28 protein-coding genes are annotated in these 20,936 nt (G+C 69.3%); 13 read left to right on the plus strand and 15 right to left on the minus strand.

Annotated features, from left to right (window positions below; all coding sequences use genetic code 11):
• Positions 1 to 74 precede the first annotated feature (74 nt).
• The gene (locus HUG10_RS06460; protein ID WP_179171012.1) at positions 75 to 887 is read right to left on the minus strand and encodes a DUF2797 domain-containing protein; all 813 of its coding nucleotides are present in this window, start codon (positions 885 to 887) and stop codon (positions 75 to 77) included.
• A 178-nt stretch (positions 888 to 1,065) separates the two neighbouring features.
• On the opposite strand from HUG10_RS06460, the gene HUG10_RS06465 reads away from it, so the two are divergent.
• Complete coding sequence (locus HUG10_RS06465; protein WP_179168780.1) at positions 1,066 to 2,208, plus strand: S8 family serine peptidase; 1,143 nt, start codon at positions 1,066 to 1,068, stop codon at positions 2,206 to 2,208.
• A gap of 39 nt (positions 2,209 to 2,247) precedes the next feature.
• Here the strand turns inward: HUG10_RS06465 and HUG10_RS06470 are convergent, their stop codons facing one another.
• Entirely contained in the window at positions 2,248 to 2,424 is a 177-nt protein-coding gene (locus tag HUG10_RS06470; RefSeq protein WP_179168781.1) for a hypothetical protein, read from the minus strand.
• A gap of 148 nt (positions 2,425 to 2,572) precedes the next feature.
• Here HUG10_RS06470 and HUG10_RS06475 point away from each other — a divergent pair, with 148 nt between their 5' ends.
• Entirely contained in the window at positions 2,573 to 2,977 is a 405-nt protein-coding gene (locus HUG10_RS06475; RefSeq protein WP_179168782.1) for a BsuPI-related putative proteinase inhibitor, read from the plus strand.
• Positions 2,978 to 2,999: 22 nt separating this feature from the next.
• Here the strand turns inward: HUG10_RS06475 and HUG10_RS06480 are convergent, their stop codons facing one another.
• Both HUG10_RS06480 and HUG10_RS06485 read right to left on the minus strand, forming a co-directional pair.
• Positions 3,000 to 3,929 (minus strand): NAD-dependent epimerase/dehydratase family protein, encoded by a 930-nt coding sequence (locus tag HUG10_RS06480; protein ID WP_179168783.1) that lies wholly within the window; start codon positions 3,927 to 3,929, stop codon positions 3,000 to 3,002.
• Positions 3,930 to 4,011: 82 nt separating this feature from the next.
• Positions 4,012 to 4,914 (minus strand): SDR family NAD(P)-dependent oxidoreductase, encoded by a 903-nt coding sequence (locus tag HUG10_RS06485; RefSeq protein WP_179168784.1) that lies wholly within the window; start codon positions 4,912 to 4,914, stop codon positions 4,012 to 4,014.
• Positions 4,915 to 5,040: 126 nt separating this feature from the next.
• Between HUG10_RS06485 and HUG10_RS06490 the strand changes: the two genes are divergently transcribed.
• Together HUG10_RS06490 and HUG10_RS06495 are read left to right on the plus strand one after the other, a co-directional pair.
• The gene (locus HUG10_RS06490; protein WP_179168785.1) at positions 5,041 to 5,613 is read left to right on the plus strand and encodes a tRNA (cytidine(56)-2'-O)-methyltransferase; all 573 of its coding nucleotides are present in this window, start codon (positions 5,041 to 5,043) and stop codon (positions 5,611 to 5,613) included.
• Position 5,614: 1 nt separating this feature from the next.
• Positions 5,615 to 5,863, plus strand: coding sequence for a hypothetical protein (locus HUG10_RS06495; RefSeq protein WP_179168786.1), 249 nt, complete (start codon positions 5,615 to 5,617; stop codon positions 5,861 to 5,863).
• Positions 5,864 to 5,997: 134 nt separating this feature from the next.
• Here the strand turns inward: HUG10_RS06495 and HUG10_RS06500 are convergent, their stop codons facing one another.
• The 4 genes from HUG10_RS06500 to HUG10_RS06515 all read right to left on the minus strand — a co-directional run bounded on the left by HUG10_RS06500 (position 5,998) and on the right by HUG10_RS06515 (position 8,325).
• Positions 5,998 to 6,324: a transcription factor S gene (locus HUG10_RS06500; protein ID WP_179168787.1), complete on the minus strand. Its 327-nt coding sequence runs from the start codon at positions 6,322 to 6,324 to the stop codon at positions 5,998 to 6,000.
• Positions 6,325 to 6,435: 111 nt separating this feature from the next.
• A complete protein-coding gene (locus tag HUG10_RS06505; RefSeq protein ID WP_179168788.1) occupies positions 6,436 to 6,690 on the minus strand; it encodes a DUF5789 family protein in 255 nt (84 codons plus the stop codon).
• Between the two features lie 69 nt (positions 6,691 to 6,759).
• Positions 6,760 to 7,332 carry a dihydrofolate reductase family protein gene (locus HUG10_RS06510; RefSeq protein ID WP_179168789.1) on the minus strand — a complete coding sequence of 191 codons (573 nt, stop codon included), beginning with the start codon at positions 7,330 to 7,332 and terminating at the stop codon, positions 6,760 to 6,762.
• Positions 7,333 to 7,548: 216 nt separating this feature from the next.
• Positions 7,549 to 8,325 carry an enoyl-CoA hydratase/isomerase family protein gene (locus HUG10_RS06515; protein ID WP_179168790.1) on the minus strand — a complete coding sequence of 259 codons (777 nt, stop codon included), beginning with the start codon at positions 8,323 to 8,325 and terminating at the stop codon, positions 7,549 to 7,551.
• 116 nt (positions 8,326 to 8,441) lie between these two features.
• Here HUG10_RS06515 and HUG10_RS06520 point away from each other — a divergent pair, with 116 nt between their 5' ends.
• Positions 8,442 to 8,945: a DUF5797 family protein gene (locus HUG10_RS06520; protein ID WP_179168791.1), complete on the plus strand. Its 504-nt coding sequence runs from the start codon at positions 8,442 to 8,444 to the stop codon at positions 8,943 to 8,945.
• On the opposite strand, the gene HUG10_RS06525 is transcribed toward HUG10_RS06520, so the two are convergent.
• Both HUG10_RS06525 and HUG10_RS06530 read right to left on the minus strand, forming a co-directional pair.
• A complete protein-coding gene (locus HUG10_RS06525; RefSeq protein WP_179168792.1) occupies positions 8,935 to 9,948 on the minus strand; it encodes a DUF5787 family protein in 1,014 nt (337 codons plus the stop codon). The genes HUG10_RS06520 and HUG10_RS06525 overlap by 11 nt on opposite strands.
• 177 nt (positions 9,949 to 10,125) lie before the next feature.
• Positions 10,126 to 10,590, minus strand: coding sequence for a bis(5'-nucleosyl)-tetraphosphatase (locus HUG10_RS06530; RefSeq protein WP_179168793.1), 465 nt, complete (start codon positions 10,588 to 10,590; stop codon positions 10,126 to 10,128).
• A 159-nt stretch (positions 10,591 to 10,749) separates the two neighbouring features.
• Between HUG10_RS06530 and HUG10_RS06535 the strand changes: the two genes are divergently transcribed.
• The 3 genes from HUG10_RS06535 (at position 10,750) to trxA (ending at position 12,379) form a co-directional block, all read left to right on the plus strand.
• A complete protein-coding gene (locus HUG10_RS06535; protein ID WP_179168794.1) occupies positions 10,750 to 11,079 on the plus strand; it encodes an uS10/mL48 family ribosomal protein in 330 nt (109 codons plus the stop codon).
• A gap of 4 nt (positions 11,080 to 11,083) precedes the next feature.
• Entirely contained in the window at positions 11,084 to 11,743 is a 660-nt protein-coding gene (locus HUG10_RS06540; RefSeq protein WP_179168795.1) for a 2,5-diamino-6-(ribosylamino)-4(3H)-pyrimidinone 5'-phosphate reductase, read from the plus strand.
• Positions 11,744 to 12,043: 300 nt separating this feature from the next.
• Positions 12,044 to 12,379, plus strand: coding sequence for a thioredoxin (gene trxA, locus HUG10_RS06545; RefSeq protein WP_179168796.1), 336 nt, complete (start codon positions 12,044 to 12,046; stop codon positions 12,377 to 12,379).
• Positions 12,380 to 12,391: 12 nt separating this feature from the next.
• Here trxA and HUG10_RS06550 read toward each other — a convergent pair whose 3' ends face one another.
• From HUG10_RS06550 to hflX, 3 genes are all read right to left on the minus strand, one after another.
• Positions 12,392 to 13,258: an inositol monophosphatase family protein gene (locus tag HUG10_RS06550; protein WP_179168797.1), complete on the minus strand. Its 867-nt coding sequence runs from the start codon at positions 13,256 to 13,258 to the stop codon at positions 12,392 to 12,394.
• Positions 13,259 to 13,288: 30 nt separating this feature from the next.
• Entirely contained in the window at positions 13,289 to 13,432 is a 144-nt protein-coding gene (locus HUG10_RS06555) for a hypothetical protein (protein ID WP_179168798.1), read from the minus strand.
• An 88-nt stretch (positions 13,433 to 13,520) separates the two neighbouring features.
• Positions 13,521 to 14,831, minus strand: a complete 1,311-nt coding sequence (hflX, locus tag HUG10_RS06560; protein ID WP_179168799.1) for a GTPase HflX — start codon at positions 14,829 to 14,831, stop codon at positions 13,521 to 13,523.
• Positions 14,832 to 15,171: 340 nt separating this feature from the next.
• Between hflX and HUG10_RS06565 the strand changes: the two genes are divergently transcribed.
• The 3 genes from HUG10_RS06565 to HUG10_RS06575 all read left to right on the plus strand — a co-directional run bounded on the left by HUG10_RS06565 (position 15,172) and on the right by HUG10_RS06575 (position 17,337).
• Positions 15,172 to 16,098: a polysaccharide deacetylase family protein gene (locus HUG10_RS06565; RefSeq protein WP_179168800.1), complete on the plus strand. Its 927-nt coding sequence runs from the start codon at positions 15,172 to 15,174 to the stop codon at positions 16,096 to 16,098.
• Between the two features lie 11 nt (positions 16,099 to 16,109).
• Complete coding sequence (locus HUG10_RS06570; protein ID WP_179168801.1) at positions 16,110 to 16,892, plus strand: formyltransferase family protein; 783 nt, start codon at positions 16,110 to 16,112, stop codon at positions 16,890 to 16,892.
• A 115-nt stretch (positions 16,893 to 17,007) separates the two neighbouring features.
• Positions 17,008 to 17,337, plus strand: a complete 330-nt coding sequence (locus HUG10_RS06575; RefSeq protein WP_394354990.1) for an FUN14 domain-containing protein — start codon at positions 17,008 to 17,010, stop codon at positions 17,335 to 17,337.
• 46 nt (positions 17,338 to 17,383) lie between these two features.
• On the opposite strand, the gene HUG10_RS06580 is transcribed toward HUG10_RS06575, so the two are convergent.
• Together HUG10_RS06580 and HUG10_RS06585 are read right to left on the minus strand one after the other, a co-directional pair.
• The gene (locus HUG10_RS06580; RefSeq protein ID WP_179168803.1) at positions 17,384 to 18,109 is read right to left on the minus strand and encodes a ribosome assembly factor SBDS; all 726 of its coding nucleotides are present in this window, start codon (positions 18,107 to 18,109) and stop codon (positions 17,384 to 17,386) included.
• A 99-nt stretch (positions 18,110 to 18,208) separates the two neighbouring features.
• Positions 18,209 to 19,324, minus strand: coding sequence for an outer membrane protein assembly factor BamB family protein (locus HUG10_RS06585; RefSeq protein ID WP_179168804.1), 1,116 nt, complete (start codon positions 19,322 to 19,324; stop codon positions 18,209 to 18,211).
• A gap of 148 nt (positions 19,325 to 19,472) precedes the next feature.
• Between HUG10_RS06585 and HUG10_RS06590 the strand changes: the two genes are divergently transcribed.
• Positions 19,473 to 19,997: a hypothetical protein gene (locus HUG10_RS06590; RefSeq protein WP_179168805.1), complete on the plus strand. Its 525-nt coding sequence runs from the start codon at positions 19,473 to 19,475 to the stop codon at positions 19,995 to 19,997.
• Positions 19,994 to 20,920 (plus strand): hypothetical protein, encoded by a 927-nt coding sequence (locus HUG10_RS06595; RefSeq protein WP_179168806.1) that lies wholly within the window; start codon positions 19,994 to 19,996, stop codon positions 20,918 to 20,920. The genes HUG10_RS06590 and HUG10_RS06595 overlap by 4 nt, the downstream gene beginning before the upstream one ends.
• The last annotated feature ends 16 nt before the right edge of the window (positions 20,921 to 20,936 follow it).

Here is a 20,936-nt window from a genome sequence, read left to right on the forward strand (position 1 = left end):
GGTCCACCTCGTCCGGCAGGCAGGATCGGGTAGCGGAACCGACCGAAACGTGACCGGCGCGAGGACCGCGGTCCTCAGCCGAACGCGCCCAGGCTCGACTGCAACTCGCGCTCCGACCCGCCATCCTCGAGTTCGTACCCGACCAGGTCGCGCATGTCGACCGCGTAGGTGCTCCCGGCGTTCTCCAGCACGAGCACGCGCCCCTTCGTCCCGACCACGGTCCCGGTCGCGAGCGTCTCGGCCACTGGCCGCTCCGCGACCTCGAAGCCGTAGTCGAAGGTGAACGTCTCGACCGGGTCGAACTCGGCGAGGATCGCCTCCCACGCGGCCTCGTCGACGCCATCCGCGAGGCCGTCGACCTTCGTCGGAACCCGGACCCGGTCGGTGAACTCCTCGGCCAGTCCGGCCTCGATCTCACGGGCGATGCGGCCGTCCTCCACGGTCCTGAGATGGGCGGCCCGGTCGGCGCCCTGCTCGCGCAGGCGGGTCTCCAGGCGCCACTCCTTCGTCACGCCGACCTTGAACACGTCCGGCGCGAACGCCGCGAGGTACACCGCGTGGTCGTCGAAACAGTCCATCTCGTCCTTCAGGCAGGTTCCCGTACAGCGGGCGCACACCCACGTCGAACGGTGGTCGCGACAGTACGGCGCCGTCTCACGATCGCAGGCGACGTGCCCGCCCTCGTGGACCGTCCCGGCACAGTGGCGCTCGCCGAGCGACCACGAGAGGTCGGTCCCGGGGTCGAGCGCCACGCGGTCGACAGACCGCCCAGCGCGAGCGACGTCGCCCGACGACGAGACGTCTTCGAGGTCGCCGGGAGGTCCGCCGGGGTCGCGGTCGCTCACGAACAGCGCGCCCGCCGGCGTCTCGTACCCCACGACCTGCACGACCCCCGGTAGTCGGCGGGCGGCAATATGCGTGTTCATCCGCCGTTCCCGGTCGTGACTGTACCCCGTTCCATCGTACATCGATTCGGTCAGTGACTACCGAATCAAAGTTCGCCTTGGTTAATTAAATTAAACTGTATAAAGATTAAAATCAATCTGGTTGCCAGTAACTTGCGCCATGGTGTTCAACCACACGGGCACGACGCGGCGTGACGTACTCAGAGCAACCGGGGGAGCGGTCGCCGGATTGGGCCTGGCCGGGGTCGCATCGGCCGAACCAGCCACGGTCGAGGTCAACGTCGGCTACAGCGCCGAGAGCGGACGGCGCGCCGCGAAGGCCGAGGCGAGCGCGGTCGTCCGCGAGTTCGCCTTCGACGCGCTGACGCTCCGGGTGAACGAGAACGCGATCCAGGGGCTCGCGAACCGGCCGGACGTCCGCTACGTCGAGCACAACGGGACGATGCACGCGCTCGCCCAGCAGCTCACCTGGGGCGTCGACCGCGTCGATGCCGACGTCGCCACCGCGAACGGCTCGACCGGCGCCGGCGCCGACGTCGCCATCCTCGACACCGGGATCGACTCGGACCACCCCGACCTGATCGACAACCTCGGTTCGGGCCGGGCGTTCGCCAGCGCCCGCGGCCCGTACGCGGAGAGCTGGGACGACGACAACGACCACGGCACCCACTGTGCCGGCATCGCCGACGCCGACGATAACGGGGAGGGCGTCCGCGGCGTCTCGACGGAGGCGACGCTCCACGCGGTGAAGGTGCTCGACAAGCGCGGTTCGGGCTCGTTCTCCGACATCGCGGCCGGCGTCGAGTACGTCGCCGACCAGGGCTGGGACGTCGGGTCGATGAGCCTCGGCGGCTCCTCCGGCTCGCAGACGCTGAAGGACGCCTGCGCCTACGCCGTCGACAACGGCGTGTTCCTCGTCGCCGCGGCGGGCAACAGCGGTCCGTGTTCGGACTGCGTCGGCTACCCGGCGGCCTACGAGGAGTGTCTCGCGGTCTCCTCGTCGGCGTCGGACGACTCGCTCTCCGGGTTCTCCTCGACCGGCCCCGAGGTGGAGCTCGTCGCGCCCGGGACGGACGTTTACTCGACGGTCCCCGGCGGCTACGACACCTTCTCCGGCACGTCGATGGCGACGCCGCACGTCGCCGGCGCGGCGGGCCAGCTCATGGCGGACGGCTACACGAACGCCGAGGCGCGGAGTCGACTCACGAGCACCGCGGAGGACATCGGGCTCTCCTCGAACGAACAGGGTGCCGGACTCCTCGACGTCGCCGCGGCGCTCGGCTACGATTCGAGCGACGACTGAGGTCACCTCCCCGCACGCGATACTCGCCCTCTTCGTCGATCAGTTCCCGTCCCTGACCCCGAGGTCCGCCGACCCGCAGTCGGGACAGCGCATCCGGATCATCCGGTTGCCGGACCGCTCGAACGACGTGTCACAGTCCCTGCACAGGTATCCGACGGCGTCCGGATCGGTCGCGTCGTCCGTGAGCGTGTCGGCGATCGTGCTTACCAGACCCATGGGGCGCGACTATACAGCCTGCCCCTTGTGAAAGTTACCCTACCTGGCCGTGATCGCACTCTAGTTGGTCGGAACACCAACACTACTCGGTCGACACGACCCCGCCGACGAGGCAGGGCTTTAGTTCGGGCCGGGCGTGGGGGACGGCATGCTTGAGGCGACGCTGACCGTGGCGCCGACGCCCGAGGGGTTCGATCTCACGCTCGCCGTGGAGAACGTCGGGAGCGACCGCGTCACGCTCGCGTTCCGCGACGGACAGCGGGCGGAGTTCGTCGCCGATCGAACCGGGTCGGAGAATGGAGGAACCGGGGCGGGAACCGAGGGGAACGGACGGGGGGCCGGTGACGAGGAGGCTGTCTGGCACTGGAGCGAGGGCCGGATGTTCACGATGGCGCTCGGCGCCGAGGAACTCGGGCCAGGCGAGTCCGTGACGGAGACGGCGACGTGGTCCGACCCGGCGCCGGGCGAGTACGCGGTCCGGGCGTGGCTCACAACCGAGGACGACGGAGTCAGGAGGGAGTCGGAGGCCGAGACAGTCGTCGTCGTCGGTTAGAGTTGGCGTCGACGCCCGAGCGTCATACCAGTTCGTCAATGAGATCACGTGTTGCGCGTCGCACCGCGTCGTCGCTGGAGTTCGGCGGCTCCCAGCTAAGCGCGGAGAGCTTCTCGACGGAGAGGCGCATTTTCGGCACGTCGCCGGTCCACCCGCGGTCGCCGCCCGTGAACTCGTAGTCGGGGTCGAGGTCGAGTTCGTCGGCGACGATGTCGGCGATGCGGATCACGGAGGTCGTCGTCCGCGAGCCCAGGTTGTACGTGTTCAGGTCGCGGTCGCCGTGCTCGACGACGTGGGTGATGGCGTCCACGCAGTCCTCGACGTGGAGGTAGGACTTCTCCTGCCGGCCGTCGCCGAGGATCTCGAGCGTGTCGGGGTCGGCCTGGAGCTTCTGGATGAAGTCCGGGATCACGTTGCCCCGCTGGTACGGGCCGACGATGTTAGCGAACCGGAAGACCCAGGACTGGACGCCGTAGCTCTTCGCGTACGTCGAGATGAGCGCCTCGTCGGCGAGCTTCGAGGAGCCGTAGATGCTGATGGGTTCGAGGGGGGCGTAGTCCTCCGGGGTGGGACGCGGCGCCTCGCCGTACACGGTCGAGGACGAGGTGAAGGCGAACCTGTCGACGCCGACCTCCGCCATCCGTTCGAGGACGTTGTACGTCATCTCGGTGTTCTCCTCGAACAGCGTCCGATCGTCCTCGAAGTTCGTGTCAGTGTACGCGGCGAGGTGGAAGACGACGTCCAGGTCGCCCGTCACGGCGTCGGCGACATCGTCGGGGTCGGTCACGTCCGCCTCGACGAACTCGACGCCGTCGGGCACGCGGTCGCGGTCGCCCTTGGAGAGGTCGTCCGCGACGCGCACGTCGTTGTCGGCCGCCAGTTCGGCCGCGAGGTGCGAGCCGATGAGGCCCGCGCCGCCCGTGACGAGGACAGACTTCCCGGAGAGGTTCATGTCCTCGAGAGCGGCCGAGACCGGAAAGTGTCTTCCGGTCGCCGGTCGCGTCCGCGGCGGTTCGTCCCCCGTCGGGCGACGGTCACCATCGGACGCCCGTCAGGTCCTCGCTGAGGTCCCAGAGCGTCGAGCCGCGGTCGCCGTCCCGGGCGACGTCGGCCGGGTCGACGCGTGCGCAGTCGACGTAGTAGCCGCCGGCGGCGTCCGCGGCTTCCGGCGCCGCCGCGAGGTACACCGACGTGGCGGCGGCCTCCGCAGCGTCGTCGACGACGTCGGGCGTCAGCCGGGACGGGAGGCGGTCCAGCCCCCCGACCGCGACCCGGACAGGGACCGACGCCTCGCGCCACAGCCCGCTCCCGGGGACGAACCCGGGGTGACACGACGCGACCGCGGCGCCGTCGAGCCGGTCCGCCAGTTCCCGGGCGAAGAGGACGTTCGCGAGCTTCGAGCGGGCGTAGGCGCCCAGCCCGTCGTACTCGTCGACCGAGCGCACGTCAAACGTCCCGTCAGCGCGACCGTGGACCGCTGAGGCGACGACCACCACGCGAGCGTCCGGCGCGAGGACCTCGCGCAGGTCGAACGAGAGTCGGAACGGGCCGAGGTGGTTCACGACGAACGTCCGCTCGGCCCGCTCGGCGCCTGCGTCGACCAGCGCACCCTCGTCGAAGTGCGCCCCGGCGTTGTGGACGAGCAGGTCCAGCGAGTCGACGTCCTCCCGCACCGCAGTCGCGAGCGCGTCGACGGCGTCCGGATCGGCGAAGTCGGCGGGGAGGAACGTCGCGTCGACGCCGGCGTCGCGGGCCTCGCGCACCACCGCGCTGCCGGCCGCACGGTCGCGTCCGTGGACGAGCACGTCGGCGCCGAGGCGGGCGAGCGCGAGGGCGGTCTCGGCGCCGACGCCGGAGGTCGCGCCGGTGACGAGCGCGGTCCTGCCTGCCAGATCGACGTCGGCGACGCCCGCGAGGTCCTCCGGACGGGAAGGCATAGTTCGCGTACGACGTCATGAACCAAAGCGCCACCGGCCGTATCCGCCCCCTAACCGTGGGCGAAGGGGGCGAACTCGCGCCCGCGAAGCGAAACGCCCTCACCGACGGGGCCCGCCTCGACACCCATGCAGGAGTCACACGAGACGGTCGTCCTCCGCTACGGCCACCGACCGGGCCGGGACGATCGGATGACGACGCACGTCGGCCTCACGGCGCGGGCGCTCGGCGCCGACCGCGTCGTCCTCCCGGACAACGCGGGCCAGTCCGCCGAGACGATCCGGGACATCACCGACCGCTTCGGCGGCCCGTTCGAGGTGGAACTCCGGGACGACCAGCGGGCGTTCACCCGCGGCTGGGAGGGGACGGTCGTCCACCTCACGATGTACGGCGAGCGCGTCCAGGACGTCGAAGGGGACGTCCAGGGAGCCCACGCCGACGCGCCGCTGCTCGTCGTGGTCGGCGGCGAGAAGGTGCCGTTCGAGTTCTACGAGCACGCGGACTTCAACGTCGGCGTGACGAACCAGCCCCACTCGGAGGTCGCGGGCCTCGCGGTGTTCCTGGACCGGTTGTTCGACGGCCGGGAACTGGAGCGGGAGTGGGCGGACGCCGACCGACGCATCGAGCCGATGGAGACGGGGAAACGGGTCGTTGAACCGGACGACGAGGGCGAACCCGGTGGGGAGGACGGAGAAGCGTAGCGTGGTCTCCTCGCGCACCGTCACCGCCCTCGTCGGCCTCGCGATCTCGGTCGCCGTCAGCGTCGTCGCCTGGATCTACTTCGACACGCTGCTCGTCTTCCTGCTCGTCCCATTCGTCCCGTTCCTGTTCCGCGGTCGGGCTGACGCCGACCAGGCACGTGCAGGGGTCTGCCCGGAATGTGGGTTCCGAACGCGCGATCCGGAGGTTCGGTACTGTCCGCGCGACGGGACCGAACTGCGACAGGGGTAACGCCCTGGTAGAAGCACGTTGTGTTCGTGAGTGCAGCGAACGACGGTGCGAGGACGTCGACCCGTCGCCGTCGCTAGCCATAATCCCTGTCGATCGAAGGAGAACCGAGAATAGCCGTCCCTAGGGACGAACGATCAGTGGTCGTCCTCGCGCCACTTGTGCCCGCACTCTGTACAGGTGAAAAAGCGCGTCTCGGACTCGTCGGCCGAGCGGATCTGCTTCATCTCGTAGCGCACCGACCGCACCTCGTCACAGTCGGGGCACTTCTGTTCGACCGTCGGGCCGATCTCGGCGGCGTCGACGTCGGACATGTCGACGATCTCCCCCTCCTGCTGGCCCTGGGTCGTCGTCATCGCCGCTTCCTTCGCCGAGTCACGGAGCTTCTCGAACCCGCAAGCGCCGCACACCCACCGGTCCCCCTCCGTCTTCATCATCGAACCGCACTCGTCGCAGAACTCCATACTCCCGTGGTCCGCCGTGGTCGCACTTAAGCGCCGGGGATTGCGTCCTCGGCGTCGTCTGCAAGCCCTTCCGTCTACTCGACGCGTCGCCCCCGACGGCTTCGAACCGCCTCAGCCGTCGCCCTCGGACTGGCCGGGTTCGCCCACGGCCTCGACCGGGAGGACGTTGTACAGGTCGGAGACGAGTTCGTCGAGGTCGGCGAACGACTCGCTCCGGCAGTCGAGGATCCGGTCGCCGAGGTTCTCCTCGCCGTCCGCGTACGTCAGCGTCGTGTCCGCGAAGTGTTCGGCCGCGTCCTCGCGGCTGATGGGGAACTGGAGCTCGTCGAGGCGTGACTCGACGCGGGATAGTCTGACTCGGTCCATGTGAAACGGGTACGCGCTACAGTGACCTAATCGTGGCGCCGGTGGGACGGTCGTCGATCGGCCGATCGATCAGCTCTCACTGGCCTGTTGCACCTCGTAGGTTAGAATCGCGAAAACGTCGTCGTACTGTTTCACGTTGACCAGTTTCAGTGGCGGGTCGGTGATCCTCCGCGGCAACAGTGGCGCGCCCGACGCAAGCGTGACGGGAGCGACGCTGAGAACGATCTCGTCGAGAAGCCCGCGATCGTGGAACTGTCCGACGAGGTCTCCACCACCGACGAGCCAGACGTTCTCGCCGTCCGCGGCCTCCACCATCTCCGCGTGGACGGGCGCGACGTCCCCCTGCACGAAGCGAACGTCCGCACCGTCGACCGCCGGTAGCTCCCGACTGCTGAACACCCAAGTCGGGACCTCGTACGGCCACTTTTCCGGGTCCTCCAACAGGTTCTCGTGCTCGATGACCCACTCGTAGGTCGTCGAGCCCATGGCCATGGCCCCGACCTGGTCAATGAACTGCGAGTAGTCGTCCTCCACGCCCTCGATCTCCTCGATCTCCCCGAACTGGAAGAGCCAGTCGAGGGAACCGTCCTCGTCGGCGAGATACCCGTCGATGCTCGTCGCTGTGTAGTATTGGGTCTTCATCCGTTCTACCACCGTTCAGGAGGCGTTCCGGGGGCATAAACGCCCCACAACATCAGCCTGCCACGCGCTGTCTTCTATCCGTACTCCGGAGTGGAGTGCGAACACCGTTTTTGATCGGCGTTTCGGAGTCCACCGAACTCCGACTGCATCGTCGGATCGTCTGGGAATCCGACGGGCGGGCGACGCGAGCGAGGAGGACCCCGCTAGAAGCGGTCGCTACTCGAACTCCGGGTCGCGCTTGTCGACGAACGCCTCCATCCCCTCGCGCTGGTCGTGCGTCCCGAACAGGCCGGCCCACACGCGGCGCTCGTAGGTGAGTCCGGCGCCCTGCGGCTCCTCGTGGACGGCGTTGATGGCCTCCTTCGCCGCCCGGAGGGCGAACTTCGGCTTGGCCGCGAGGTCGCTCGCGAGGTCCGCGACGCGCTCGTCGAGCTGGTCGTGGGCGACGACCTCGCCGACGAGGCCGTACTCGCGTGCGTCGGTCGCGTCGACGCGCTCGCCGAAGAAGATGAGCCGGCGGGCGGTCTCGTCGCCGACGAGTCGGGGGAGCCGCTGGCTGCCGCCCCAGCCGGGGATGATGCCGAGGTCGATCTCGGTCTGGCCGATGACCGCGCGCTCGGAGGCGACGCGGAGGTCGCAGGCGATGGCGAGTTCGCAGCCGCCGCCGAACGCGTAGCCGTTGATCGCCGCGACGGTCGGCGCGGGGAACGTCTCCAGTTTCGACGCGACGCCGTGGCCGAGTTCGGCGTACGCCTGCGCCTCGGGCGTCGAGAGGTCCTTCATGTAGCTGATGTCTGCCCCGGCGACGAACGCGTCCTCCCCGGCTCCCGTGAGTACGAGCGCCCGCGCATCGGCCGCCTTCGCCTCGTCGATTGCCTCGTCGAGCGCCTCCAGCGTCTCGACGTTCAGGGAGTTGAGCTTGTCCGGGCGGTCGACGGTGAGCGTCGCCACCCCGTCCTCGACGTCGAGCGTGACCGTGTCCGAGTCTGGCATGCGCCAGGAATCGGCGCGGCGGGCCGTAACTGTTCCCCCGGACGCCGGCGGGTGCAGGAGGGTTCGACCTCACCGAATCGAGAGGTCCAAATACTCCCGGAGGAAACGCCCGGCCGATGAGCCTCACCGACGAGGAGCTGGAGCGGTTGGCCGACGTCGTGCGCCTCCAGCCGACGAAGAACTCGGAGCTGGGCGAACGGTGGGGGATGGAGAGCGGCAGCGACGTCCACGGCTACCTCGAGAACCACCTCTCCGACTACTACTACCGCGACGACAACAGCCTCATCCGCGCGACGAGCGAGGCCGCCGAGCTGACCGGCGTCGAGCCGGGCGTCGAGGACGACGGCGAGGAGGGTGGCATCCCCGACCGCATCCGCGTTCCCGAGCTACACAGCCAGGTGTTCGCCGTGCTCGCCGGCCCCGACGAGCGCTCCGAGTCGGTGGTGTCCGTCCTCCAGAAGCTTCGCGAGCGGTTCGACGTCGACCCGGAGGTGGGCGATGTCCGGCGCGCGCTCCAGAGCCTCCGCCGGAAGAACGTCGTCGAGGTCGAGTACCGCACCGTCCCCACGTTCCGGCTCGCCGTCGAGCGCGACGCCGTGGACGTGGGCGTCAGCGAGTAGCCGTCCCCGTTCCGGGCTCCGTTCCCGTCTCCGCCTTCTCCCGTTCCCGCTCCCGACGCCGGCCCAACAGCGCGCGGATCCCCTTCCCCGGCCCACCCTCGATGGGCCAGCCGTTCGTCCGCCACCCGGGCGGCTCCGGCGAGAACTCCGGACAGCCGCCCGAACACTCCGCGGCCGTCGGAACGCGCTCCTTCGCGCCGCAGTACGGCACCAGCGCCCGCCCCTCGCGCCGGAGTTCGAAGTGCCGACAGTCGGGCCGCATCGTCTCGCGGAACGAGCGCCACCCCTTGCCGTAGCCGCGCTCGGCGAGTTCCAGCCGCTTGTCCGGGTCGCCGTCGGCGTCGAGCCGCGTCGGGTGCCAGAGCACCTCGGCGGCGTCCGGTCCGACGCCGTCGCCGAAGTCGAACTCCAGCACGCCTACCTCGACCGGCATGTCCTCGAGCAGCGCGGGCGACACGCGGTTCCCGGTCGCGCCCGTCGCGACCCACACCTCGTCGGCGAGGCCGGCGTCGAGGTCGTGCCGGAGTTGGCCGGCCAGCGCGCGCGCGGCGCTCGCGTCGAGATCTGGCTTGTTCTCGACGACGACCACCCGTTCGACCCAGTCGGGGTACTCGCGGACGCGGCGGAACTCCACGCGGCCGTTCGGCCCACGTCGTTTCTCGATCAGGTCGCGGCCGGCCGCGCGGTGGACGGCCGCGCGGACGTACCGCCACGGGAACCCGGGGTGCGGGAGGGCGTCGCGGTACCACTCGAACGCCGCGGGGGCGTCGCGGACGACCCGGAGGAGGTCCCTGTCCAGGTCGCGCTCGCCGAACAGGCGGCGCTCAGCGAACGCCTCCGGGTCGACCTCCAGAATAACTGTGTCCCAGCGCCGGTTCTTCGTCCCGAGCTGTCGGGCGACCACGACGGGGCGCTCGCCGTCCGTCGGATGCCAGGCGAGTTCCGCCCACCTGCACACGAGCAGTTCGAACGCGAACTCGCTGTCGCCCGCCCCGGGAAACACGTCAGGGGGGACGCCGCTGGGGTGGAAATCGGTTTCGGTGGCGCCGTCCGAAACCGTGCGACGAGCCGGTCGCTACTGGCCGCACTTGCTATCGGATGCCCGCGAGTAGATCCGGAGATCGAGCGAGCGTCGCAGTCGCTCAGGGACGGGCGGGCGAGGGGGCTTTCGAGTCGCTCGCTACCCCTCAGACCGCTGGAGCAGGTACTCCTCGTCCGCCTCCTCCTGAAGCTGGTCGAGGTAGTCGTGGGCATCACGGAGGATGTCGCGCGGACCGTCCTGGGTGATGGTGTTGAGCGCCTGCTCGTAGTCGCGCCACTGGAGGTCGCGGTGTTCCGTCGAGAGTTCGGCCGACGCCTCGAACGAGTGGGCGATGAACAGGTGCACCGTCTTGTGGATGGTGTTCCCGCCCGCCTGGAAGACGTAGTCGTACTGCTCGCGGAAGCCGTCGATGAGTCTGAAGTCACCGATTCCCGCCTCCTCCTGCACTTCCCTGATCGCCGTCTGCTGGAGCTCCTCTTCACCTTCGACCCCGCCCTTCGGGAACTCCCAGTCCCCGGGTCGGCTCTTCAGGAGCAGGTACTCCCGGTGGCCGCGGGTTTCGCGGAAGAGGATGGCTCCGGCACTGGTCGCTTCGACCGGCATTATCGTTAGGTAAGCAACCCGGTGTTAAGAGAATGTCGGACCGGGAAACGGGCGGATAGCCGACGTGACGGGGAGTTCGGCCGCCGCCGGGTCGGGGCCGGCGGGTAGATGTGCTTTTACGCATCGCGCGCACAGTGTCGAACCGACCCAGTCCACACCATGACCTTCGTCACAAAACTCCGCTTCCAGAGCGGGGACCGCGTCGCCCTCGACGACACCGTCGACGGCCTCCGGGACCTGCTCGAACGGAAGGGCGCCGAGTGCAAGGGACCGCACACGGAGCCGTCGGAGCACGTCCGCGTCCCGCTCTCCGGGAACCTCGCACCCGGGTCCACGATCGCCGACTGGAGCTACGAGGTGTTCTCCCGCCGACTCGAGATCCACGGTAACGACCACATCGCACGCGAGGTGGGCCACATGGAGTTCCCCGACTCGGTCCACGTCGAGATCGAGGTCGAACACAAGCGGCCGCTCGGCTACCAGAACTGACCCCGTGCACGTCCACGTCAACGCCGCCGTCTCGGTCGACGGGAAGCTCTCCACGCGGCGGCGCGAGCAGGTGGAGATCAGCGGCCCCGCCGACTTCGACCGCGTGGACCGGATCCGCGCGGCGGCCGACGCGGTGCTGGTCGGCGTGGGCACGGTGCTCGCGGACGACCCCCACCTGACCCTCGACGAGGGCGACCGCCGGGTCCAGCGCCTCCGGAGCGGTCGGGAGGGCACCCCAGCCCGCGTCGTCGCCGACTCTCGGGCGCGCACCCCGACGGACGCGCGGATCCTCGACGACGAGGCGACGACGTACGTCCTCGTGAGCGAGGCGGCGCCCGAAGACGACGTGGCGGCCCTCGAATCTGCCGGCGCCGCGGTCGTTATCGCGGGAGCCGAGCGCGTCGACCTCGCCGAGGCGTTCGACGCGCTCGAATCGGAGGGCGTCGAGCGGCTCATGGTGGAGGGCGGCGGCGAACTCATCTTCTCGTTGTTCGCCGCCGACCTCGTGGACGAGCTCACCCTCTACGTCGGGTCGATGGTCATCGGCGGCCGCGAGGCCCCCACGCTGGCCGACGGCGACGGGTTCGTCGACGAGTTCCCCGACCTCGATCTCGTCGACGTCGAGCGCGTAGACGACGGGGTGCTGCTCTCTTACGAAGTTTAAGTACGAAGACGCGGCCAGACGCCCCGTGCGTTGACCAGCGCCGCCCGTCGTGCAGCGGTTGTGGCCCGCGCTCCCCTCCGGGTGGGGACGCGGCCGTTCGCGGTCCACCGACGGGCGCGAGCGACCGGACCGCCTGTTCGCCAGTCACCCGGATGCTCCACGTGAGCGTTACTGCCCGGGAAGCAATGCCCTGGGGGAATCGAAGAGCGAGACACCGGTGTCGGACCGCGATGCGGCGCTCGTGCGCGAGGCCGACACTCGTGTGGAACCGTTTTACCGCGAAGTCCCCAAATCCCGTTCATGAGCAGTCAGACTGCCGCCGGCGAGCCAGTTCACGTCGAGGACCGCGAACAGTTCGAGGACCTGACCGACGACGGGATCGTCCTCGTCGACTACTGGGCCGACTGGTGCGGCCCGTGCAAGATGCTCGAACCCACGATCGACGAACTCGCCGACGAGGTCGACGACCTCCTCGTCCTGAAGGTCGACGTCGACGAGCACCAGGACCTCGCACAGGACGCCGGCGTGCGCGGCATCCCCGCGCTCCAATTCTACGCCGACGGAGAGGAGGCCGAGCGTCTCGTCGGCGTCCAGGAAAAGGACGACCTCTTGCGCGTCGTCGAGTCGCTCCGCTGATCCGGCCGGCCGCTACGACTCCGACGGCGCCGACGGCTCGAACGAGGTGACCAGTTCTCCGTGCGCCTTGCCGTTCGAGGCGATCAGTCCCTCGTCCCCGGGAGCCCACCGGCCCCCGTGGACGTCGGTGACGACACCGCCCGCCTCGCGGACGAGACAGACGCCGGCCGCGGTGTCCCAGTCGTGCAGTTCGACCGTCGACACGGCGGCGTCCAGTTCACCCGCGGCGACCCCCGAGAGCGCGGCCTGTGCGCAGCCGAACCGCCGGAGATCGCCGAACGACGACAGTACCGTCTCCACGGCGGCGAGGAGTTCCCTCCGGTGGCGCGGTGAAGAGCCGAAGATCGGGTTCACGAGAAACGAATCGAGGTCCGACCGCTCCCCGACCGAGACCGGGACGCCGTCCCGGGTCGCGCCGCTCGGGTCGGCCGCGTACAGGTCGCCGGTGACGGGAGCGTAGTTCGCCGCGGCGACCGGATCCCCGTCCCGACAGAACGCGACGCTCGTCACCCAGTTGGCGTTGCCCGAGACGTAGTTGTTCGTCCCGTCGATGGGATCGACGACCCAGCAGGGGCCCGACGGCGGGACCGCCTCAAGGACGTCCACCGACGCCGTCTCGCCGTCCGTCGCCCCATCGGACGTCCCGTCGAACGTGACGTCCTCCTCGCCGACGACGGGTTCGCCGGGATGCGTCGCCGCGATCTGCTGGACGACGTGCCGCTGCACCGCCCGATCCACCTCCGTGACCGCGTCCATCGGGCCGTCCTTCGTCTCGACCGCGAGCGCCGAGCGGAACGACTCGAGGGCGAACTCGCCGCCACTTTCGGCGGCGGTCACGCACGTCGCCAGCCGATCGGCTGCGCTCCCGTCACTCGTCATGGCGGGGACGACGGCCGCCCCCGTGATACGTCACTCGATTCGTTCGACCGCCACGCTGTGGTCCGTATCGGACGCGTGCGCGGTCGCCAGGGTCTCGGCCTCGGCGGCGGACTGGCGAAGCGATTCGGTCGGGCACTCTCGACAGACGACGTGAAACACGAGTCCACCTGTCATACGAACCGATGAACCACGTTCGGGGGCTTAGTTACGGGCCCCTTAATCACGGTAACAGGTCGCTAAAACGCAGAAATCGCTCGTCGGTTCAGATGGAGCCGGCTTCGACGCCCGGCCCGAGCTCCCCGGCCCGGGCGCGGGCCTGTTCCACGACGGACGGGGGCGCCTCGAACTCCAGCGTGACCGTCTCGCCCTCCTCGTCGTACGCCTCACGCTCGACGTGGCCGTTGTCGTGGACCCACGAGACGAGGCTCATCGCCTCGTCCGACAGCGGGAGGAGCATTCGCTCCTGCCGCCAGTCCGGGAGTTCCGCCTCGATCCGGGCGCGGAGTTCGTCGACGTTCTGGCCGGTCAACCCCGACACCTCGATCGGGTTCGGCGCCAGCGCGGAGAGCGCCTCCCGCTTCTCGCGGAGTTCCTTCGGCGTCAGTTGGTCCACCTTGTTGTAGACGGTGACGAGCGGCGCCTCGTTCCGCTCGTACAGCGTGTCGTGACACGTCACCAGTTTCTCGCGCATCTCGGGCACGGGCTCGCTGGCGTCGACGACCAGCAGCACGAGGTCGGCGTAGTACACCGAATCGAGCGTGGACTGGAACGACTCGACGAGCCAGTGTGGCAGGTCCGAGATGAAGCCGACGGTGTCCGTGAGGAGCACGTCCCGCTTGCCGGTCTCGGCTCGCCGGGTGGTCGTCCCGAGCGTCGTGAACAGCCTGTCCTCGGACTCGGCGGTCTCGTCGAGGTCGGGGTGCTGGTCGGCGTTCTCGTCCATCTCGAGGTCCGCCGCCAACCGTCGGAGCAGGGTCGACTTCCCCGCATTCGTGTAGCCGGCGAGCGCGACGAGGTCGAAGCCGGACTCGCGTCGGCGCTGGCGCCGCTCCTCCTCCTTGTCGGCGATGTCGTCGAGTTCGGTCTCGATGCGGGAGATGCGGGACTTGATGTCGCGTTCCCGCGACTCGTCGTACTCGCCCAGCCCCATGAACCCCGGTCGCTCGTCGCGCTGCGCGAGGCTGGCTTTCACCTCCGCGCGCGGCAGTTCGTAGCGGAGCTCCGCGAGTTCCACCTGGAGCTGCGCCTTACGGGTGTGCGCGCGCTGTCCGAATATCTCGAGGATGAGCGTGAATCGGTCGATGACCTCGACGTCCTCGGGGAGCTTCCGCCCCAGGTTGAACGTCTGGTACGGCCCCACCTCGTTGTCGATGATGACGCACTCCGCGTCCGACTCGACGACGAGGGCGGCGAGTTCGTCCGCCTTCCCCTCGCCGAAGTGGTAGGCCGCGTCCTCCTCGCGGGTCTGGGTCAGGGTGGCGACGACCTCGTGCCCGGCCGCCTCCGCGAGGTCGGTGATCTCGGCGAGATCCGCCACCCCCCGGTCGACGCGTTTGGCGACGAGCGCTCTCATCCGTTCACCCCCACATGCCGTGCCGCGGGTTTCGGCAAGCTGCCGTGGCTGTTCGACGGTCGAGCGGTCGGCCGCGTGAGCACCCGCACCACGTGGTCAGGGGCGGGGGCCCGTCACCTCACGTTCGGTTCTGACTGTCACATTCGCGCGTACGAGGCGCGTGGATTTAACCGTGGTGCCGACCCGACGGCCGGCCGGTCGGCGGTCCGCAGGTGTCGAAACGGCCGATCCCGAATCCGTCTCGTGGACCGGAGGTATGCTGTGACGCTGCGGGAACGGCGCGCCACGTAAAATGTAAGGGAGCGACTATTATTAACGGTACCCCGATTCTAGTAGTCAGATGGCCGGTACGTTGACGCTCAGTATAGAGATCGAACTCGGGTGGGGCGTCCACGATCTCCCGACCGTGACCCACCTCTCCGACGGCGGACGGCGGGAGCGGGAGTACCTCGACAAACTGCTCGACAAGGCGGACGAGACGGGTGTGCCGATCAGTTTCGACATCGTCGGCCACCTCCTCCTGGCGGAGTGTGACGGGTCCCACGACGGCCCGTATCCGGCGGGCTGGTTCGACGCGGACCCCGGCACCGACGTCGAGTCGGACGGGTTGTTCTACGGCCCGGATCTGGCGCGCCGAGTGCTGAACGCGGACGTCGACCACGAACTCTGTACGCACACCTTCTCCCACCTGCTCTGTGGTCAGGTGTCGGACGACCTCCTCGACGCGGAACTCCGGCGAGTCAGGGAGTTACACGAGGAGTTCGACGCCCCCGTCTCCTCGTTCGTGCCGCCGCGTCACTCCCGGCCGAACGACGAGGTGCTCCGGCGGAACGGGATTAGAGTCGCACGCTACGCGAAATCGAGGCGGTCGCCGACGCACGCTCACCGGTTCAAACAGCTCACCGTCGGTCCCGCGCCGCACTGGGCACCCCGCGTCGAGGACGGGCTACTGCAGACCTACTGCACCTCGTACCCGTCCTTAACCGCGCTCACGCTGCCGTCCGGGCAGGAGGACCCGTACCGAGGGTACCAGCTGTTCCCCCTCGCGGCGAGAAAGCGGGTACACGAGTACAACCTTCGACGTGCCACGCGACGGGCCATCGAATCGGAGTCGCCGTTCCACCTCTGGTGCCACCTGTACGACCTGAGTAACGAAGACCAGTGGTCGGTTCTAGAGCGGTACCTCGAACACCTGGGCGATATCCCTGACGAGGAACTGAACGTGATGACCATGAAATCCCTCGGCGACAGGTACCTCGAACGTTGATGGCGGACACGATGCGGGTATGCCTCCTGCTCGACGAGCCGACTGTATCGCGATACGTCGCCGACACGCTGGCGACGCTGTTCGCGGAGCCCGACGTGGAACTCACGACGGTCGTCTATAACGAGTACGAGGAGTCCCGAACCCCACAGGAGACGATCGAACGGGCGATCGAACTCCGCGAGTGGACGCCGGTCTCCCTGTTGACGAAGCTCCTCGGCCGACCCGTCCCAGAGACCGACCCCGTCCGCCTCGATTTCGTCGTGGACCTCGATTCTGCTCGGACGTTCCACGTCCGGCCGTCCATCGTCGACGGCTGGAAGCAGCGCATCCCCGAGGAGACCGTCGAGTCCGTCGCGCCGCACGCGGACGTGGGCATCCGGTTCGGGTTCGGTTTCCTCGTCGGACCGATCCTCTCGGAACTCGACCACGGCGTCCTCAGTTTCCACCACGGTGACCTGCGGGAGTACCGCGGCATGCCGATGGGGTTCTGGGAGTTCGTCCACGGGGACGACACGGCCGGGATCACGGTCCAGCAACTCAGCGAGACGCTCGACGGGGGTCGCATCGCCGCGCTGAAGACCGTCCCCATCGACGACCTCCACACCTGGGGCGCGGTCCGACGGCGGCTGTTCGTCGAGTCCGACGACATGCTCGCCACCGCCGTGGAGAACATCCGCGAGGGCGCGGTGCGAGAGCCGGAGTCGCTCGGCGACCTGTACACGCTGCCCCGCGGCGCCCCGGTCGCGAAGTTCGTGCTGAAGAACGCGACGGGCTACCTTCGCGAGTCGATCTGAAGAGACCAGGCGAACCCCGGTCGTGACGACCGGCACCTGTGGTCACTACCCCGGTACCTTTCGGTCGATACCCTCCAACAATCGACTTATCCATCACCTCCTACCTCCGGGTATGGTGGACCTACTCGCCCAGCAGTTCGACCCGAACCAGCTGGGGCTCGAACTCGGTACCGGCGCGGTCGTCGGGGGGATCATCGGCTTCGCGGCGCGGAAGCTCGCGAAACTGGTCGCGGTCGTCGTCGGCCTCGAACTGGCGCTGTTCAAGTTCCTCGAATCCCGGGCGGTCATCGCCGTCGACTGGGACCGGTTCGGCGGCGGGTTCGCCGACGCGAGCCGCGACGCCGCCGCGGGGACGCCGCCGTCGTGGCTCGAGTCGATCGTCTCCACGGTCCCGGTGTCGGCCGGGTTCGCCGGCGGCTTCCTCCTCGGCTTCAGAATGGCGTAGCTGCAGCCCCGCCTGGCGTCGCTTCCGGCCCAAAACATCCCGCCGATTATCGCGTGTTCAGGTCGTCCTCGTCCTTGATGACGCGCGTCTCCGCCTCGCCGCTCGACACCTCGTTCACCAGGTCGTAGAAGTCGTTCTGGAGCCCGGCCGGGAACGTCACCACGCCGACCCAGGAGCCGTCGGCCTGCCACTCCTCGCGCTCCAGGTCGCCGAACTCGCGCACCTTCGCCTGCCCGCTCCCGGCGTACTCGGCGGGGAGTTGCGCGGCGATCGTCACCTCGTCGAATCGGATCGGGATGACCGGACGGAGCAGTTCGAGCGCCTCGTCCACCTGGTTCTCCACCGGCTCCATGGGGTCGATGTTGAACCCCGCCTCCTCGAGCGCGCGCTCGATGCGCTCGGGCGGGTGGGGCGCGTCGTCCATCTGCGGGTTCACCGCGTTGCGGACGATGGTGTTGACGAGCTGTTTCCGCTTCTGCTCGGTCATCTCGCGGCGCTGCTCGGCCGTGATCTGGATGTCCCCGCGTTTCACCACCTCGGGGATGATCTCGAGCGGGTCGGTCGTCCCGAACACCTCCTCGACGTCCTCCTCGGCCGGCCGGTCCCCCCGCGAGGCGTTCTCGAACACGTCCTCCGCGGCGATGACGTCCTCGAGGTCGCCCTCGAACTCCCCGCGCTTGATGGCGAGGGCGGCGTCGGGGTCGATGAGCACCTCGAAGCGCGCGCCGTGGGATTCGAGCCGTGCCGTCACGGCCTCGTCGAGTGAAATCATACCCGGGAGTATCGCCGCCGAGGGTAAAAGGTATCCCCCGACGCCGTGGCGGATTGCGTGGGACGCCCCACAGTGCGCAGGGGGCGACCCGGCCAACGGTCAGCGACGAACCGCGACGAGGGTACAGGCGTCCCCGGCGGCCGGCGTCCCGACGCCCACGAACACCCGACCACCGGTCACCAGTGGCGCCGTCTCCACGCGCTCGCCCACCGAACGACGCCACCGACGTTCCCCCGAGTCGACGTCGAGTGCGACGAGTCGGCCGTCGCCCGTTCCGACCCAGACGGTATCCCCGTCGACGGTCGGCGGGCCGGCGCGCCCCGAGAGGCGCGTTCGCCAGCGCTCCGTGCCGTCCGCGAGGTCGAACGCCAGCACGCCACCCGGCGCGTCCCACGAGTCGACCTTCATGTCGTCGCTCCCGACGGCGACGTGGGCGACCCCGTCAACGATCGCGACGCCGGCCGCGTAGTCCGGGAGGACGTGTCGCCAGCGACGCTCGCCGGTCGCCGCGTCGACACCCGCGACAGCCGCGTTCGCCGCGACGACGACGCCGGGGCCGGCCGCGAGCGTCGGCCTCCCCGGCCCGTGTCCATCCCAGTCGTTCGAAGCGCGCCACCGATCCGTTCCGTCCGCGTCGACGGCGGACAGGCGGCCGTCGAACCGCGTCGCGACGACGCCGGCCTCGACCGCGACGGCGTCGGTGACGTGGCCCTGAGGGGACGGTTCCGGGAGCGCGTACGCCCATCGACGGCTGCCGTCCGCCGGATCGATCGTGAGGAGCGTCGGCGCGTCGCCGGTGAGGGACCCGACGATGGCGCCGTCGGCGAGCACGTCGTGGGGACTGAAGTGGTGGTCCGTCTCTCGGGACCAGAGTTCGTCGCCGTCGGCGCCGTATCCGGCACGACGCTCGTCGCCGACGACCGCGACGCCCTCAGCGACGACTGGGCCGTCCGCGGCGTGCTCGTAGAACCGCGAGCGCCACAGCCGTTCGCCCGAGGCGGGGTCCAGGGCGGTCAGGTGGTTCTCGCCCATCGCCAGCAGCCGACCATCGACCATCGCGAACGGGGAACAGAGGTACCGGTCGGCGACGTCCGTCTGCCACGTGACGGGGTGTTCTCGGAACCGGTCCGCGATTTCGGCGCAGCATGCGGTTCCGGCGATACCGACGGAAGATGCTGCGAGGAGGGCTCTCCTGGAGAGCTGCGGGGAGGGCATGGATTCGACTCCAGCGGACGGGGAATAGGCGTTCTGCTGCTCCCTCCACCCCGCCGGACAACCGCGTTCCACACGGGATGGCGGCCCTGCGTCTCGAAACTGATTCCCGGAGCGGAACGACTTTTCTACTCCGCTCGGCAGCACGGTCGTGTTCCGACGAGCCCTCCTCGCGTCCGCCGCCGCAACCTTCGCCGGCTGTGGACTCGAACCCGAGCCACCATCAACCCCCGAGCGCCCCACGTCCCCGCCGAATCTCTTCGCCTCCTTCGAGTGGCTCCCGGACGAGTCGGCCTACCGCGTCACGATCGAGTCCGGCAACCGGATCACCCGGACCAACACCGCCGAACTCTCGGTCTCGTCCGCGGGAGCGGAAACCATCTGGGCGACGGACGACGGGGCCCGACACGGGGACGGCGAGGTGGAACCGGTCGGTTCCTTCCCCGTCGAACCCAACGACTCCGTCCTCCACCGCGTGGAGGAGCGGGCCACGGTCCACCTCGTCTGGACGGATCCCGACGGCGACTCCTCCATCTCGCTCGACGCCTGGGAGCTGGAGTCGCAGACGGGAACCGAGACGGCGGCCCAGACGGATACTACGACCCCAACGAGGACCGAAACCCGGACGACCGCCAGGACCCCGACCGAAACCTCAACGCCGGAGGGTGACGAATGAACCGCCGACGCGCGCTCGCGACCCTCGGCGGGGTCGCGACGACGCTGGCCGGGTACGGCGCGCTCCGCGTGGGCGACGTCCGCCCGTACGAGCCGGAACTCGGACTCCCTGACGGGTCGGCGAACGAGCGGGTCATCGCCGCGGCCCGCCGGCTCCACGCGGTCGACCATCGGGCACTCATCGAAGTCTCCGTCCTCGACGACGGCACGGACGGAGCGCCGTATCCGAGCACGCGGTACCTGCGGGTCCACGAGCACTCGCGCCGACGCCAAGCGGCTGTGTTCACGACCCTCCGGGTGCCGCCGGGCGAACCCGCGCCGACGACCGGCGGGCTGTACGCCCACCTCCACGGTTCGTACGCCGCGAACAGCGACCGACCCCTCCCCGTGTCCTCGGTGATCCACGTCACCGACGGGACCGTGCTCGCGGACTGGACGGCCGACACGCCGGAGAGCGCGGACGGGGTCCCCGAGTTCGACGGCGCCGACACGGCACGCGGGGCGAACTACGGCGGGCGCACCCTGTCGTTCGGCGAGTACGTCCTCCCCCACCGCGCCGAGTGGCGTGAGACCGACCGCGAGGACGGGGACTCGGGGGAGACCATCACGTACCTCCTCGACGACAGGGACGGGTACGCGCAGGTCCCGCCGCTCACCTACGCGGCCGAGGTGCACGAGGGGAGTCGGATCGCCGCCACGCTCGACGTCGAAACCGGCCTCCTGCGCAGCCTGCACGACCACCGCGTCGCGACGAAACGCGTCCGGGACGGCGAGGGCGGGACGACGACCCGCCAGTTCACCTACCGCATCGGGACGACGTTCGACCGGTACGGCGAGGCGTCCGCGCCACGCCCGGCCGGGGCGCCTCGGGGTGCCCTCGATACCCGCGGCGCGGAGCTGTACGAGGACCTCCGGACGTACTGACCGGGAAACGGGCGGC

This window comes from Halorarum halophilum (assembly GCF_013401515.1).
In the GTDB taxonomy this organism is placed as follows: Archaea; Halobacteriota; Halobacteria; order Halobacteriales; family Haloferacaceae; genus Halorarum; species Halorarum halophilum.

Excerpts from the sequence above, each read along its gene's own strand:
- HUG10_RS06470 (WP_179168781.1), bottom strand. The coding sequence starts at position 2,424 with ATGGGTCTGGTAAGCACGATCGCCGACACGCTCACGGACGACGCGACC.
- HUG10_RS06490 (WP_179168785.1), top strand. The coding sequence starts at position 5,041 with ATGCAGGAGTCACACGAGACGGTCGTCCTCCGCTACGGCCACCGACCG.
- HUG10_RS06515 (WP_179168790.1), bottom strand. The coding sequence starts at position 8,325 with ATGCCAGACTCGGACACGGTCACGCTCGACGTCGAGGACGGGGTGGCG.
- trxA (WP_179168796.1), top strand. The coding sequence starts at position 12,044 with ATGAGCAGTCAGACTGCCGCCGGCGAGCCAGTTCACGTCGAGGACCGC.
- HUG10_RS06530 (WP_179168793.1), bottom strand. The coding sequence starts at position 10,590 with ATGCCGGTCGAAGCGACCAGTGCCGGAGCCATCCTCTTCCGCGAAACC.
- HUG10_RS06565 (WP_179168800.1), top strand. The coding sequence starts at position 15,172 with ATGGCCGGTACGTTGACGCTCAGTATAGAGATCGAACTCGGGTGGGGC.
- HUG10_RS06570 (WP_179168801.1), top strand. The coding sequence starts at position 16,110 with ATGCGGGTATGCCTCCTGCTCGACGAGCCGACTGTATCGCGATACGTC.
- HUG10_RS06595 (WP_179168806.1), top strand. The coding sequence starts at position 19,994 with ATGAACCGCCGACGCGCGCTCGCGACCCTCGGCGGGGTCGCGACGACG.
- HUG10_RS06485 (WP_179168784.1), bottom strand. The coding sequence starts at position 4,914 with ATGCCTTCCCGTCCGGAGGACCTCGCGGGCGTCGCCGACGTCGATCTG.
- HUG10_RS06550 (WP_179168797.1), bottom strand. The coding sequence starts at position 13,258 with ATGACGAGTGACGGGAGCGCAGCCGATCGGCTGGCGACGTGCGTGACC.
- HUG10_RS06475 (WP_179168782.1), top strand. The coding sequence starts at position 2,573 with ATGCTTGAGGCGACGCTGACCGTGGCGCCGACGCCCGAGGGGTTCGAT.
- HUG10_RS06505 (WP_179168788.1), bottom strand. The coding sequence starts at position 6,690 with ATGGACCGAGTCAGACTATCCCGCGTCGAGTCACGCCTCGACGAGCTC.
- HUG10_RS06465 (WP_179168780.1), top strand. The coding sequence starts at position 1,066 with ATGGTGTTCAACCACACGGGCACGACGCGGCGTGACGTACTCAGAGCA.
- HUG10_RS06500 (WP_179168787.1), bottom strand. The coding sequence starts at position 6,324 with ATGGAGTTCTGCGACGAGTGCGGTTCGATGATGAAGACGGAGGGGGAC.
- hflX (WP_179168799.1), bottom strand. The coding sequence starts at position 14,831 with ATGAGAGCGCTCGTCGCCAAACGCGTCGACCGGGGGGTGGCGGATCTC.
- HUG10_RS06480 (WP_179168783.1), bottom strand. The coding sequence starts at position 3,929 with ATGAACCTCTCCGGGAAGTCTGTCCTCGTCACGGGCGGCGCGGGCCTC.
- HUG10_RS06520 (WP_179168791.1), top strand. The coding sequence starts at position 8,442 with ATGAGCCTCACCGACGAGGAGCTGGAGCGGTTGGCCGACGTCGTGCGC.
- HUG10_RS06510 (WP_179168789.1), bottom strand. The coding sequence starts at position 7,332 with ATGAAGACCCAATACTACACAGCGACGAGCATCGACGGGTATCTCGCC.
- HUG10_RS06580 (WP_179168803.1), bottom strand. The coding sequence starts at position 18,109 with ATGATTTCACTCGACGAGGCCGTGACGGCACGGCTCGAATCCCACGGC.
- HUG10_RS06535 (WP_179168794.1), top strand. The coding sequence starts at position 10,750 with ATGACCTTCGTCACAAAACTCCGCTTCCAGAGCGGGGACCGCGTCGCC.
- HUG10_RS06585 (WP_179168804.1), bottom strand. The coding sequence starts at position 19,324 with ATGCCCTCCCCGCAGCTCTCCAGGAGAGCCCTCCTCGCAGCATCTTCC.
- HUG10_RS06555 (WP_179168798.1), bottom strand. The coding sequence starts at position 13,432 with ATGACAGGTGGACTCGTGTTTCACGTCGTCTGTCGAGAGTGCCCGACC.